This window comes from Kitasatospora sp. NPDC088134 (assembly GCF_044741705.1).
Taxonomy (GTDB): Bacteria; Actinomycetota; Actinomycetes; order Streptomycetales; family Streptomycetaceae; genus Kitasatospora.
This window is the reverse complement of the sequence record NZ_JBIUTD010000017.1, coordinates 69,705-82,832: the sequence shown is the minus strand read 5'-3', so window position 1 is coordinate 82,832 and position 13,128 is coordinate 69,705. Positions and strand designations below refer to the sequence as shown.

The 13,128-nt window shown below is 74.3% G+C and carries 11 protein-coding genes; 3 read left to right on the top strand and 8 right to left on the bottom strand.

Annotation, left to right across the window (positions count from 1 at the left end; translation table 11 throughout):
• The first annotated feature begins 70 nt into the window (after positions 1–70).
• Together ACIOHG_RS24860 and ACIOHG_RS24855 are read left to right on the top strand one after the other, a co-directional pair.
• Positions 71–829, top strand: a complete 759-nt coding sequence (locus tag ACIOHG_RS24860) for an SDR family oxidoreductase (protein WP_400953796.1) — start codon at positions 71–73, stop codon at positions 827–829.
• A 122-nt stretch (positions 830–951) separates the two neighbouring features.
• Entirely contained in the window at positions 952–1,194 is a 243-nt protein-coding gene (locus tag ACIOHG_RS24855) for a tautomerase family protein (protein ID WP_400953795.1), read from the top strand.
• 488 nt (positions 1,195–1,682) lie between these two features.
• Here the strand turns inward: ACIOHG_RS24855 and ACIOHG_RS24850 are convergent, their stop codons facing one another.
• From ACIOHG_RS24850 to ACIOHG_RS24825, 6 genes are all read right to left on the bottom strand, one after another.
• Complete coding sequence (locus ACIOHG_RS24850) at positions 1,683–2,405, bottom strand: hypothetical protein (RefSeq protein WP_400953794.1); 723 nt, start codon at positions 2,403–2,405, stop codon at positions 1,683–1,685.
• A complete protein-coding gene (locus tag ACIOHG_RS24845) occupies positions 2,402–5,455 on the bottom strand; it encodes a hypothetical protein (RefSeq protein ID WP_400953793.1) in 3,054 nt (1,017 codons plus the stop codon). The genes ACIOHG_RS24850 and ACIOHG_RS24845 overlap by 4 nt, the downstream gene beginning before the upstream one ends.
• Positions 5,455–5,922: a DUF2690 domain-containing protein gene (locus ACIOHG_RS24840; RefSeq protein WP_400953792.1), complete on the bottom strand. Its 468-nt coding sequence runs from the start codon at positions 5,920–5,922 to the stop codon at positions 5,455–5,457. Before ACIOHG_RS24840 ends, ACIOHG_RS24845 begins: the two co-directional genes overlap by 1 nt.
• 624 nt (positions 5,923–6,546) lie before the next feature.
• Positions 6,547–7,176, bottom strand: coding sequence for an MBL fold metallo-hydrolase (locus ACIOHG_RS24835; protein ID WP_400953791.1), 630 nt, complete (start codon positions 7,174–7,176; stop codon positions 6,547–6,549).
• Positions 7,176–8,261: an S-(hydroxymethyl)mycothiol dehydrogenase gene (locus ACIOHG_RS24830; RefSeq protein WP_400953790.1), complete on the bottom strand. Its 1,086-nt coding sequence runs from the start codon at positions 8,259–8,261 to the stop codon at positions 7,176–7,178. Before ACIOHG_RS24830 ends, ACIOHG_RS24835 begins: the two co-directional genes overlap by 1 nt.
• A 91-nt stretch (positions 8,262–8,352) precedes the next feature.
• Positions 8,353–9,804: an SMI1/KNR4 family protein gene (locus tag ACIOHG_RS24825; protein ID WP_400953789.1), complete on the bottom strand. Its 1,452-nt coding sequence runs from the start codon at positions 9,802–9,804 to the stop codon at positions 8,353–8,355.
• Positions 9,805–10,125: 321 nt separating this feature from the next.
• Between ACIOHG_RS24825 and ACIOHG_RS24820 the strand changes: the two genes are divergently transcribed.
• Positions 10,126–10,527 carry an SsgA family sporulation/cell division regulator gene (locus ACIOHG_RS24820; protein WP_400953788.1) on the top strand — a complete coding sequence of 134 codons (402 nt, stop codon included), beginning with the start codon at positions 10,126–10,128 and terminating at the stop codon, positions 10,525–10,527.
• A 27-nt stretch (positions 10,528–10,554) separates the two neighbouring features.
• Here ACIOHG_RS24820 and ACIOHG_RS24815 read toward each other — a convergent pair whose 3' ends face one another.
• Both ACIOHG_RS24815 and ACIOHG_RS24810 read right to left on the bottom strand, forming a co-directional pair.
• The gene (locus tag ACIOHG_RS24815; protein WP_400953787.1) at positions 10,555–11,217 is read right to left on the bottom strand and encodes a fasciclin domain-containing protein; all 663 of its coding nucleotides are present in this window, start codon (positions 11,215–11,217) and stop codon (positions 10,555–10,557) included.
• Between the two features lie 57 nt (positions 11,218–11,274).
• The gene (locus ACIOHG_RS24810; protein WP_400953786.1) at positions 11,275–12,825 is read right to left on the bottom strand and encodes a molybdopterin-dependent oxidoreductase; all 1,551 of its coding nucleotides are present in this window, start codon (positions 12,823–12,825) and stop codon (positions 11,275–11,277) included.
• Between the last annotated feature and the right edge of the window lie 303 nt (positions 12,826–13,128).

Here is a 13,128-nt window from a genome sequence, read left to right as displayed (position 1 = left end):
TACCCCGATCTGTGTCCCGACCCGTACCCGGATCTGCAACCCGATCCGCGCCGAACGCCAGGAGCCCGCCGTGTCCGTCCCCTCTTCCCCCGCCGCCCCCTCCTCCCGGGTCGTGATCGTCACCGGCGGCTCGCGCGGCATCGGCCGCCGCACCGTCGCCCGGCTGGCCGCCGACGGGTACGCCCTCGTGGTCGGGTACGCCGGCCACCGGGAAGCCGCCGAGGACGCGGTGGCGGAGGCCGTCGCCGCCGGCGGCCGGGCGGTCGCGGTGCGCGCCGACGTCGCCGACGAGCACCAGGTCGCGGCGCTGTTCGACGCGGCCGAGGACGCGTTCGGCGGCGTCGACGCCGTCGTGCACGCCGCCGGGCGGATGCACCTGGCCCCGGTCGCCGAACTCGACCTGGCCGACCTGGACGCGCTGTACCGCACCAACGTCCGCGGCACCTTCGCCGTCGTCCAGCAGGCCGTCCGCCGGGTCCGCCCCGGCGGCGCGATCGTCACCTTCTCCAGCTCCGTGCTGGGGCTGGCCTTCCCCGGCTACGGCGCGTACGCGGCCGGCAAGGGCGCGGTCGAGGCGCTGACCCCGATCCTGGCCCGCGAGCTGCGCGGCCGGGACGTCACCGCCAACACCGTCGCGCCCGGCCCCACCGCCACCGACCTCTTCCTGGACGGCAAGGACGCGGAGACGGTCGCCCGCCTCGCCGCCCAGCCGCCGCTGGAACGCCTCGGCACCCCCGCCGACATCGCCGAGGTCGTCGCCTTCCTCGCCTCCCCGGCCGGCCACTGGATCAACGGCCAGGTCCTCCGCGCCAACGGTGGGATCGTCTGACCCGCCGCCCCGTCCCACCGACAGCACCGACAGCACCGACAGCACCGACAACGCCGACAACGCCGACAACGCCGACAGCACCGACAGCATCGACAACGCCGACAGAACAGGAACGACCCGCCATGCCTTTCGCCAACTTCAAGGTCCTCCAGGGCACCCTCACCCCCGAACAGAAGGAGCAGATCGTCACCCGCACCACCGACCTGTACGCCGAGATCTGCGGCGAACGGGCCCGCGCGACCACCATGGTCCTGATCGAGGAGGTCCCCGACGGCGGCTGGGGCATCTCCGGCCGGGTCCTGACCCTCGCGGCGCTCGACGCAACCGCCGACGCAACCGCCGAGGGCGCAACCGCCGACGCCTGACCGGGCCACCCCGGCGCGGGGAGGCCGCGGACCTCATCGTCCCGGCCTCCCCGCCCTGTGCTGCCTCCCCGGTGGAGAACCGGCCGCCCGGGCCGTCCGCGGCGGCCTGCCCTCGCGCGGTGACGAAGGGGACGGCCGACGACGGACCGGAGCGGGACCCGAACCGGTACGACGACGCGGACCCCGGCGAGTCGGGTTGGCACTACCGGCGCCCCGGTCGCCTGCTGGGCGCGCTCCGGCGCGGGCACGGCACCGGCTGCGCCACGGCGGGCGGGGCCACCCGGGAGTCGATGATCAGCGGGGGCGTCCCCACCTGCGGACCGGTCCCGCCCGGTGGGGGCGGGGGAGGAGCATGCGTGCCGTGCGCCGAGCCTCTCGGATCGCACGGCGACCACGCGGTCTTTCGGAGCCGGATCCCCTGCTGCCTCCGCCCGCACGCCGCCACCGTATCGGGCCGGTGGCGGCGTGCGGGGCGAAACCCAGCAGGGTCAGGACGTGGCCTGCGCCCTGATCTGCAGGTAGGTCGTTGCCAGGGTCGGGCTGAGCCCCAGCACGATGCCCCCCTCCACCGGCGGGGCGGGGGTCGGGGGCCGGTCGGTTCCGGAGGGGCTCCGGGCGTCCGCCAGCTGTTGGGAGATCCAGGTCCTGTGCTGCTCCGTCACCTTGCTGCCGAGGACGCCGTCCAGGCAGCCCGCCAAGGTCCGGGCGGCCTGTTCGGACAGGGAGTTCTGGATCTGGCACATGACGATCCGGGGCCGGCCCTCGGTGTCCTGCTGGATGAGGACGGAGAACCTGAAGCCGTCGGGCATCTGTTTCGCCGCGCCGTACTCGGTGTCCTGCGGGAGCCGCGCCGCCGCGTTCGCGGGGTAGTCGTTCTGGTGGAACTCCAGGCCGAACTTCGCGGCGAGCCGGTCCCTGATGGCGACGGCCGTGGACCCGGGAAGCGGCCCGACCTGCCACTGCGGCGATGCGGAGGCCCCGGGCCCGCCCGGGGAAGCCCCGGTTCCGTCCGGGCCGCCTCCCGGGCCGCCGCCCGGGGGAGGAGCCTGCGAGGGCGCGGCCCCCGGGGCGGAGCCGTTCGCCGCCGGGGCGGCGGAGTCCCCGGCGGATCTCGGGTGCCCGCCGGACGAGCAGCCGACCAGCAACAGCAGCCCGGTCACGGCCACGGCCGTGCGGACGTTCGCGCGGATGCCCGCGCTCCGGCCGCTCACGGGACGAACGCCATCGCGTCGATGGCGAGGTCGGGCCCGCTGAAGCCGCCGCCGGAGATCAGGTTGGAGACCATGACCCGGGCGTTGGAGCACATCGGGAACGCGGTACTGCCCAGCTGGAACCAGCCCTGCCCGGCGCTGGACTGGGACTGGTCCAGGGTGACCGTGGTCGGGCTCAGCGCCTGGGCCGGGGTCCCGCACCCGCTGTAGACGAAGTAGGGGACGCTGGTGGCCTGGGCGCCGTGCGAGGGCAGGTGGACGAGGATCTTGTAGGCCTGCCCGGTCAGGTCCGGCGACCAGGTGGCCACCACCTTGTGCGAGACGTTCTTCGGGAGCCACAACCCCGGGCCGAACGGTATCTGGTAGGCGTCCTGGACGATGGTGCCGTTGTCGTAGGTGTGGGTGAAGAGCATGCGCCCGCCGAAGCCCGCCCCGAACTGGTGCAGGTCGACCTTGGCGAAGTAGGTGGAGTTGTCCCAGTTGTCGCCGGTGCGCAGCGTGAACTTGCCGCCGCTGGTGCTTCCCGAGCAGCCGAAGGTGTTCTTCCCCGGGTCGCTCTGGGTGTACACGACCACGGCGCCGCTGCCCCAGGACGCCGGTACGGTGCAGTCGGGCGCCGGGTAGCGGGACACCAGGGCGGGCTCAGGGTCGGTGTCGCTGTAGGCGAGCCGCTGGGTGCTCCCGTTCGCGGACATCGGTGCGGAGACCCAGCTCACCGCCGGACCGTGCCAGTAGCAGGTGGAGTTCAGCGCGGGGCAGCCGGTCCCGGGGGTGCAGTTGTTGCCGCTCCCGCAGTAGAGGTTGTAGTTGGTGGACAGGCTGAGCTTGCCCGCGAGGGGAAAGGTGGGCTGCAGGTAGGCGAAGCGGCCGTTGACGTCGTTCTCCGGCCGCTCGGCGAAGCCGAGCACCTTCTCCTGGTACGGCCACTGGCCCGGGTTCGCCGCATCGGCGTACGAGGCGCGCAGGAACGGCTGCCGGTTGGCCGGGTAGATCGGGTTGGACGGGTTGTTCCGGTAGCCCAGGCCGTACCCGTTCGGGTCCTCCCCGTACGCGTGGTAGCCCGTGTTGTAGGCCCACAGCGCGGTGTACCAGTTCTCGATGTAGTGCGGGTCGCCGCCGTTCGGGAGCAGACCCGCACTGCTGATCTGGTTCCACTTCGCTTCGAGGATCTGCAGGCCCGCCGCGATGTTCGCCGCGTAGTCGGTGGTGATCGCCGTCTTCTGCGCGTCGGTGTACGTGGTGGTGTCCTCGGTGGTCATGCCGGTGGTGACCTGGCCGATGCCGTAGCCGCAGTCGGCCGCCGGGTAGTTGATCGCCGCCGGGGCGGTCTGCCCGGCCGCGGCGCTGGCGGTGCTGCGGAGCAGGTTCTTGTTCCCGTAGAAGTCGTCGACCAGCGGATTGCCGGAGTCGCCCGCCACCGCGTGCCAACTGGCCTGGGCCAGGTTGGTCTCCTGGGCCAGGACGCCGAGCAGCAGTTGGGCGGGGACCATGCCGTGCCCGTAGCCGTTGAGGCCCAGCTCGGGGAACATGCCCTGCGGTGTGTAGGCGGCCTGGCCGGCCGCCAGGTAGTTCGCCGGACGCTGGACGTACAGCGTGTTGCTCACCGCCCGGTCCACCGCCCACTGGACCATGGCCGGCGTGGGCTGGAGCACCTGGTTGTTCGGGTCGTTGCGGTTGATCGCGCACTTCTGGACGATCCAGTTGCTCTCCGACGAGGTGTCCTTGACCTGACCGCCGGTGACGTCGCCCCAGCTGCTGCTGTCCGGGTAGGTCGTGTCCGCGGGAGCCGCCGGGCCCGCCGCGGCGGACGGGGCCGCGGACTTCGCGGCTCCGGACGGCGCGGCCGCCGACGGTGCGGCGGGGGAGCCGGTGCTGAAGACCAGGGTCGGCGCGTCGGCGGCGGTGGTCACCTCCGACGCGTGGCCGGTGCCGTTGCGGACCGTGCGGACGCTGGTCCGCAGCTGGTGCGCGAAGGCGCCGGGGTCGTCGCCGTGGGCGGCCGACCGGGTCACCCAGCCGGGTTCGACGGCGTCCGCGAGCAGGTGGCCCTGCCGGGACAGCGCCACCACCGGTCCGGTGGCCGGCACGACGCTCGGCGCACCGGCCACCGAGGTGTCGATCCCGGTGGTGTCCCCGACCAGCGCGTTGCGGCCGTTGTCGAGGCGGAAGAGCTGGAGGCGGTCGAGTGCGGCCTCGCCCACCCTGGCCAGGCCATGCCGGGTCCAGTGCTCGGCGACGGCCCGCCTCTCCTTGGCGTTCTCCTGGGCGGAGAGCAGGTCCAGGCCGCCGTCGGGCGACGTCGAGAGCGCGAACACGGCGCCGGCCGGCTTGGCGACCTGCTCCAGCTTCCCGTCCGCACCGATCCGCACCACGGCCGAGGCGGCGACGCCGTAGTCGCCGTCGGCGGCGGGCGTCAGGTTGGTGAGCTGCTGGTCGGAGTGGACCGTGCCGGTGATCTTCGCCGAGGCGGCATCGAGCTCCAGCACGTCGGTCGCCCTGCCCTCCGGTCCCGTGTACCGGGAGAGCAGCGCACGGTCCCCGGGGCCGCAGCCGGGAGCGAAGTAGGCCAGCGACACGTTCGACGCCACCTCGCGGGCCCGGCCGGTGGCGGTGTCCACGACGGCCGCGAACCCTCCCGCGTCCGTGCCCTCGGAGTGGTTGGCGACCGCGGTGGGCGCGTACACCACCACCGCGTACCGTCCGGAGCCCGTCACGCAGAGGTTGCCGGTCCAGGTCCCGCCGGTGGTGACCGGAGCGGTGAGGGTGGCGAGCGTCTGCCAGGCGAACGCCTTGTTCTCCCGCGCCGCGTAGACGTGGAACCCGGTCTCGTCACCGGCCCCGGTGATCAGCACGTCGGTGGATTTCCGCCATCCGGAGCCGAGGCTGGAGTCCGGGTCCGGCACGGCGCTGTCCTGTCCGGGCGCCTTCGGCGCGGGAGCGGCGACGGCCGCCTGCGGGAGCACGACCGCGAACAGGGCCGCGGTCACGGTGGCGGCCGTCCACACACGGCGCCGTGCGCGCGACTGCCCGCGCTGGGTGGAGGAGCGCATCAGAACCACTCCCCGCAGACGCTGCCGAGGTGGTCGTCGGTACCGGTCGGGCCGGGCACCGCGAACCTGTCCCGGTCGTCGATGCTGTACTGGTCGCACACCCGGACCGACCGGTGCCAGTCCCTCATCCAGGTCGTCTGGACGTAGGGGTAACTCGTCTGCCCGTACGGATAGTTCAAAGTGTAGGAGGCAACCTCCCGGCCCCCCTCCGGCGCGATCGTCCAGAAGATCGCGTAGTAGTTGTCGGCTCCCTGATTGACCGTCACCTCCGCCCACGTCGACTGGCAGGCGGGCGAGCGGTAGAGCCTGATGAGCGCGTTCCTGCCGCTGACCTCCTGAAGGAGGGACTTGTCCGCCGAGCATCCCGCGGCATCGGGGTACAGCCCGTCGCAGCTGTTGGCCGTGCAGGACACGGCGGCCTGGGCCGGAGCGGCCGGAACCAGCATCGCCAGGAGTGCGGCGAACACCCCGCAGGCCGCTAAGCGAATTCTTCCGCGCACTTCGCTTTCCTCTCTTGTGCGGAATTTCCGCCCGAGGTCCGGATTCCACCGGTCGGCGGCGTCGGACTTTCCTCGGGCAGGCCGACCCTAGGGTATAGAACGCAGACGCACCACTGGATCGAGAAGATTTTTGGTGGATCAAACGGGGCAAAATGGACAGATGGAATGGGCCATCTGTCGACCGGTCCGACGGAGGGTATTCATTTGGCAAATGAAAGGCCCAGAGGTGGTAAATCCAGGCGCATCGGTCGGGTGTCGAAGTCGGCCGGAGAGTGCGGGCGCCACCGGATCGGGCCGTCCGGGCGGCCCGTGCCCCGTGGCCCGGGCGTGGCGCCGACGCGATCGGCCGAATGCCTCGGCTGCCAGAATTTGATCGAGTTCGACCGGAATTTGCCGGGTTGGTCACGGGGTCCACCGCTCCGGCAGTAGAGTTTGCTCACGGAGCGGTGTCGAATTGCGGGGGTTTTGTCACGCGCCGGGCCAGGACGGTGCATCCTGCCGGAAAGGTCTATTTTCCCGTGCGGCCCGGGTATCGGTCGATTTCGACGCCCGGGCCGGCAGGGCTCGGAAAAGCCCCGGGGTGGCCGGCGGTCAGTGGCCGCGGGCGATCCAGGCGGGGAGAGCGGGGGATTCGGCGGCGATGGTGGTGGAGTCGCCGTGGCCGGTGTGGACGACCGTTTCGGGCGGGAGGGTGAGCAGGCGGTCGCGGATCGAGTCGATGATGGTGGGGAAGGAGGAGAAGGAGCGGCCGGTGGCGCCCGGGCCGCCGGCGAAGAGGGTGTCGCCGGTGAAGACGACGCCGAGGTCGGGGGCGTGCAGGCTGACCGCGCCCGGGCTGTGGCCCGGGGTGTGCAGGACGGTCAAGGTGGTTCCGGCGACGGTGAGTTGCTGGCCGTCGGCGAGCGGGGCGTCCGGCTTGCGGTCGGGGTGGGTCTGCTGCCAGAGCACCTCGTCGGCCGGGTGCAGCAGGACCGGGGCGCCCGTCAGGTCGGACAGCGCCGGGGCCGCGTCCACGTGGTCGTTGTGGGCGTGGGTGGAGACCACGGCCAGCAGGCGGCGGCCGCCCAGCGCGGCGGCGATCGCCTCGGCGTCGTGCGCCGCGTCGATCACCACGGCCTCGGTGTCGTCGCCGACGATCCAGACGTTGTTGTCGACCTCCCACGTCCCGCCGTCCAGGCTGAACTCGCCGGAGGTGACCAGCCGTTCGATCCGGGCCGCCATCAGAACACCACCACCGAGCGCAGCACCTCGCCGCGCTGCATCCGGGCGAACGCCTCCTCGACGCCGTCCAGCGGGATCGTCTCGCTGACGAAGGCGTCCAGGTCGAGCCGCCCCTGCAGGTACAGGTCGATCAGCATCGGGAAGTCCCGGTCCGGCAGGCAGTCGCCGTACCAGGAGGACTTCAGCGCGCCGCCGCGCCCGAACACGTCCAGCAGCGGCAGTTCCAGCGTCATCTCCGGCGTCGGGACGCCGACCAGCACCACCGTGCCCGCCAGGTCGCGGGCGTAGAACGCCTGCTTGTACGTCTCGGGCCGGCCGACGGCCTCGATCACCACGTCCGCGCCGTGGCCGCCGGTCAGTTCGCGGATCGCCTCCACCGGGTCGACCGCGCGCGAGTCCACGGTGTGGGTGGCGCCCAACTGCCGCGCCGTCTCCAGCTTGCGGGCGTCGACGTCCACCGCGATGATCCGGGCCGCGCCCGCGAGCCGGGCACCGACCACGGCCGCGTTGCCGACGCCGCCGCACCCGATCACGGCGACGCTGTCGCCCCGGCCGACCTGGCCGGTGTTGATCGCCGCGCCCAGCCCGGCCATCACGCCGCAGCCCAGCAGGCCGGCCGCGGCCGGGGACGCCGCCGGGTCGACCTTGGTGCACTGCCCGGCCGCGACCAGGGTCTTCTCGGCGAACGCGCCGATGCCGAGCGCGGGGGAGAGCGGGGTGCCGTCCTCCAGCGTCATCTGCTGCGTCGCGTTGTGGGTGGCGAAGCAGTACCACGGGCGGCCGCGCCGGCAGGCACGACAAGTGCCGCACACCGCACGCCAGTTGAGGATGACGAAGTCGCCGGGCGCGACCTCGTCGACGCCCTCGCCGACCGACTCGACGACGCCCGCCGCCTCGTGCCCGAGCAGGAACGGGAACGCGTCGTTGATGCCGCCCTCCCGGTAGTGCAGGTCGGTGTGGCACACCCCGCACGCCTGTACCCGCACCACGGCCTCGCCCGGTCCCGGGTCCGGCACGAGGATCGGCACCACCTCCACCGGTGCGTCCTTCGCACGCGCGATCACACCCCGGACCAGCTGAGCCATCCCGAAACCCCTCTCCGTACCCGGCGCGGTCGCGCCTGCGCACGAGCGTATGCCGAACGGGGGTGCCGGACGGGCCATTCGGCCCGGCGGGTCAGGAGGGGGAGGCGGGGGAGCGGGGCCCGTCCGGTGCGGCCGGGCGCGGGACGGACAGCAGGGACCGGCCGCGGGCCCGGGTGAGCAGTTCGTCCAGCAGCGGTTCGGCGAGCAGCGAGACGGGCGCGAGGTGGTCGTGGTCGACCGGCCGCCAGAGCGGAAGGGCCGCCAGGAGCTCGGCCCAGGCGGCCTCGGCGAGCGCGTCGGGGAAGCCCGGCTCGGCGCGCGGCGGGACCGGGTGGGACGCCGGGCGCGGCGCGGGCGCGGCCTGCAGGTGCCGCAGGGGCGGGGCGGCGGCGCCCGGGCGGGCGCGCAGCGCGCGGAGCGCAGCCGGCGACAGCGGTTCGGCGGGCGACAGAGACGCGCCGGGCGACAGCGACGCACCGGGCGACGGGTCCACGGGTCGGGCGGCGGCCCGGTACGCGGCCAGGCGGTCGACCACGGCGTGCACGGCGGCGTCGAACGCGGGCGGGCCGAAGCACAGCCGGAAGCCGGGCTCGGCGGACCGGACGGCGTGCCGGGCGATCAGCTCCCGGACGGGCGGCGGCGCGCACCGGGCGATCCGGGGCAGCGGGCGCGGGTCGCCCGGGCGGGCCTCGCGGTCGTGGCGGGCCAGCAGCGGCAGCAGCTCCCGGGCGAACAGCCGGCCGGTCAGCAGCACGTCCCAGTCCCGGACGTTCCAGAACGGGCCGGTGATCCGGTGCCGCCAGTCGCCCAGCAGCAGGTCGAGTTGCAGGCGGAGCAGGCCCGCGCGCGGGCGGCCGAAGGCGTCGGCCCGTTCGAACAGGCGCAGTGCCGGGTCGACCTGCCCGGCGAGGGCGGCCCGGCGGCCGCGCTCCACCTCGCGGTCCCAGTGCTCCCGGGTCGGGCCGGGCGGGCGGCGCACCGCGTGGAAGGTCCGCCACTGGGCGCGCATCAACTCGCCGAAGGAGCCGAAGCGTTCGGGCCCGGATCCGGACCAGGAGGCCAGCCAGTAGGCGGCCCACTCGCCGTCCGGGGCGACGTCCTGCGGGTCGAGCACCACCAGCGCCGCGTCACCGGACAGCGAGACCCGTAACGCGCGGGCCAGCATCCGGGCCTCACCGGCCGGCCCGCCGCCGGTCGGCCCGCCCGTCGTACCGTCGGACGCCCGCCCCCAGGAGTCGATCCAGTCGCGGTCCGGGGTGTCGCGCAGCCAGGCCAGCCCGGCCGGGCCGGCCAGCCGGTAGATGGACGTCCCGGCGTCCCGCCAACCGTCCGTGACCAGCAGGAACTCCCGCAGCGAGGGCGGCAGTCGGCGGCCCAGCCGGGCCTCGGCCGCCGCGATCGAGGTCTCGCTCGCGGGGGCGAAGCCGAGCCAGCCCGCGCGGACCACCGCCGGGTCGAGCGGGTCCTGCCGTTCGGGGTCGTGCGCGGCGATCCACTCCGCGCTCCACAGCTCCAGGAACGCCCGCCACTCCACCCGGTCCATGCCCCACCCCGTCCGTCCGCACCCCCGGCCGCCCCCGCGGCCGAGGAGCCCACCCCATCACACCGAGCTGACACCCCGTCAGGTGTTCGGTCCGGTATCGGGGACGGGTCAGGGTCGGGGTCGGGCGAGGGGACGCGCCGGGGGGCGGGGTCGGCTTCCCGGGCCGGGGGGCGCGGGGCGCGGTGGGTGTGCGCCGTTCGGGGTGCGGTCGTGGAGCGGTCGGGCGGCCTCGGTGAAAGTTCTGCGAGGACGCGCGGATTCCGGCGGTGGCCGGGTAGCCGGGTGCTGCCTGCACCGACTCCGGAAGGAAGGCCGCCGCGGATGACCGTCGCCACCTGCTGGTCCACCACCGTCACGCTGCCCCGCAGTCCGTACCCGCGCCAGGAGGTCGAGGCGGCGCTGCACTTCGACTCGGCGCTGCCGTACGCGGTGCGCCTGGCCTTCCCGCCGGTCGGACGGATCGGGGCCACCGAGTGGTACTTCGGCCGCGACCTGCTCAACGAGGGGCGCCACGCCCCCGCCGGGGACGGCGACGTGACGGTGGCCCCGGGCGCGGCGGGCGACGTGCTCGTCACCCTGCGCGGGGCCACCGGGGACGCCGTGATCAGCGTCCCGGCCGGGGTCGTCACCGGCTTCCTGCTCGACAGCTACACCCTCGTCCCGGCCGGGCAGGAGCACGCCCACCTGGACCTGGACGGCCTGCTGGCCCGGCTGCGGGACTGACGGCCCCGCGGCCGGGCCGGGCGGGGGTCAGGAGGTCGGCATCAGGACGGTGTCGACGATGTAGACGGTGGCGTTCGCGGTCTGCACGTTGCCGCACAGCACCTTCGAGTTGCCGTTGACGGTGAAGTCCTGCCCGGAGCCGGTGACGGTCAGGTTGCTCCCCTCCAGGGTCTTGTGGCTGCCGGCCAGCGCGGTCGGGGCCAGCCGCCCGGGCGCGACGTGGTAGGTCAGCACCTTGGTGAGCTTGGCCTTGTCGGCGAGCAGCGCGTCCAGGTCGGCCTTCGGGACCTTGGCGAAGGCGTCGTTGGTGGGCGCGAAGACGGTGATGTTCTGCGCCGAGTTCAGGGTGTCGACCAGGCCGGCCTGCTTGACGGCGGTGACCAGGGTGGACAGCAGCGGGTTGTTCGAGGCGGCGGTGGCCACCGGGTCCTGGGCCATGCCGGTGAACGAGCCGGCCCCGTCCTTGGGGACGGCGGCGCAGGCCGCGCCGAACGGCTGGTCGCCGGTGGACGCGCCGGCGGCCGTGGTGGCGGAGGTGCCGCCGCCCGCCATCGGGGCGGACGCCGAAGTCGAGGCGGACGAGGCGGAGTTGTTGTCGGAGCCGCTGCTGCTGCAGGCGCCCAGGGTCAGGGCCAGCGCGCCGGTGGCGAACAGGGCGGTCAGGGTCTGGCGGCGGGTGCGAACGGACATGGTGAAGTGCTCCTCCGAGCTCGAAAAGGTGAAAAGGGAAAGGAAGTTGACGAGAGGTCAGGTGACGGTGACGACGGCGCTGTGCCAGCCCGTCGCGCCCGCCGGGAAGGGTTCGGCCCGCTGTTCGGGCTGCACCGCGCCGGTCGCGTCGGTGGCCCGGACCTCGATCCGGTGGGTGCCGGGCACCGCGCCGCTCCACCGGTAGGACCACTGGCGCCACAGGTCCGGGCCGGCGTCCGCCGCCAACTCGGCCTGCTGCCAGGGCCCGCCGTCGAACCGCAGCTCGACGGCGGCGATGCCCCGGTGGATGGCCCAGGCGGTGCCCGCGACGTCCACCTCCCCGGCCGGGACCTTGGCGAACGGGGCGGGCACCTCGATCCGGGAGGCGGTGCGGACGGCACCGGTGCGGTCCCAGCCGCGCCGCACCCAGTACGGGTCGAACGCGGCGAAGGTGGTCACCTCCAGGTCCACCAGCCACTTGGTGGCGGAGGTGTACCCGTAGAAGCCCGGCACCACCGTCCGGCACGGGAAGCCGTGCGCGACCGGCAGCACCTCGCCGTCCATGGCGACCGCGAGCAGCGCCCGGCGCCCGTCCAGGACCGACTCCAGCGGCGTGCCGATGGTCATGCCTTCCTTGGACCGGCCGACCAGCTGGTCGGCCCCGGCCCGCACCCCGGCCCGCCGCAGCAGCGCCGGGAGCGAGGCCCCCAGCCAGCGGGTGGTGCCCACGTACGGGCCGCCGACCTCGTTGGAGACGCAGGACAGCGTGTGGTCCAGCTCCTCCAGCGGCTCGCGCAGCAGCTGGTCGAAGGTGATCAGCTGCGGGCGGTCGACCAGTCCGTGCAGGCGCAGCGCCCAGTCGCGCGGGTCGATCCGCGGCAGGGACAGCGCGGTGTCCACCCGGTAGAAGCCGGGGTTCGGGGTGCGGAACGGGGACAGTCCCGGCACCTGCGGGTGGACGGCGGCGGGCAGCGGCGCGAGCGGGACGGCCGGCGCGGGCAGCCGGACCGCCTCCCGGGCGGCGGACACGTCGAACCGGCGGTCCGTCAGGGCCCGCCCGCCGACGCCCGCGACGGCACCCGCCGCGAACGTCCCCGCCAGCAGCACCGCCCGGCGGGACACCGGGGGGCCGGCGGCGGGCGCCGCCGCGGCGGGACGCGACAGCAGCACCACCGCCACCGCCCCCACCGCGCCCGCCAGCAGCGCGGGCAGGCCGTCCGCCCGGGCCGCCGTCGGGCGGGACCACGCGGCGACCGCGCCCAGCACCCCGAACGCCCCGAACACGGCCGCGCCGACCCGGGGGAACCGGGACGCCAGCACCCCCGCGACGGCGGCCAGCAGGGCCGTGGCCAGGAAGATCCCGCCCAGCAGCACCGCCTTGTCCCGGGTGCCGAAGGTGCGGACCGCGTACTCCTTCAGCGGCGTCGGCGTCAGGTCGATCGCCGCCGACCCCACCGCGAGCACCGGCGAGCCGCCCGGCCCGGTGGCCCAGGCGAGCAGCTCGCCCGCCCCCAGCGCCGCCGCGGCGGCGGCCAGACCGGTCAGGGCCGGAAGGGCGACGCGCCGCAGCGCTCGGCGGGGACGGTTCTCGTTGCTCACACCCGGCATTCGGGTGCACCGGGGGAGCGGATTGGTGCCGGGGTCGAAGAATTTTCCCCGCCCCTGACGGCCGGTCAGCGAGCGGCGCCGGTCAGGCCGGCGGCTCCAGGAACTCCAGCCGGTTGCCCAGTAGGTCGGAGGCGTAGCAGCGCCGCATGCCGGCCCTGGGGAACCCCGTTCGTGCGGCGCGGCACCGGGGTGGTGCGCCGACCTGCGGCGCCGTGTCCCCGGCAGGACGGCCGCATCATGATCGATCGGGTGTGCGGTGTCCATCGAATTCCGCCGAACTGCGCGGGACCCGTGCCAATCCGG

Bases quoted from the DNA above. Each gene is read 5' to 3' on its own strand.
- ACIOHG_RS24855 (WP_400953795.1), top strand. From the start codon at position 952: ATGCCTTTCGCCAACTTCAAGGTCCTCCAGGGCACCCTCACCCCCGAA.
- ACIOHG_RS24820 (WP_400953788.1), top strand. From the start codon at position 10,126: ATGACCGTCGCCACCTGCTGGTCCACCACCGTCACGCTGCCCCGCAGT.
- ACIOHG_RS24810 (WP_400953786.1), bottom strand. From the start codon at position 12,825: ATGCCGGGTGTGAGCAACGAGAACCGTCCCCGCCGAGCGCTGCGGCGC.
- ACIOHG_RS24815 (WP_400953787.1), bottom strand. From the start codon at position 11,217: ATGTCCGTTCGCACCCGCCGCCAGACCCTGACCGCCCTGTTCGCCACC.
- ACIOHG_RS24825 (WP_400953789.1), bottom strand. From the start codon at position 9,804: ATGGACCGGGTGGAGTGGCGGGCGTTCCTGGAGCTGTGGAGCGCGGAG.
- ACIOHG_RS24845 (WP_400953793.1), bottom strand. From the start codon at position 5,455: ATGCGCTCCTCCACCCAGCGCGGGCAGTCGCGCGCACGGCGCCGTGTG.
- ACIOHG_RS24830 (WP_400953790.1), bottom strand. From the start codon at position 8,261: ATGGCTCAGCTGGTCCGGGGTGTGATCGCGCGTGCGAAGGACGCACCG.
- ACIOHG_RS24835 (WP_400953791.1), bottom strand. From the start codon at position 7,176: ATGGCGGCCCGGATCGAACGGCTGGTCACCTCCGGCGAGTTCAGCCTG.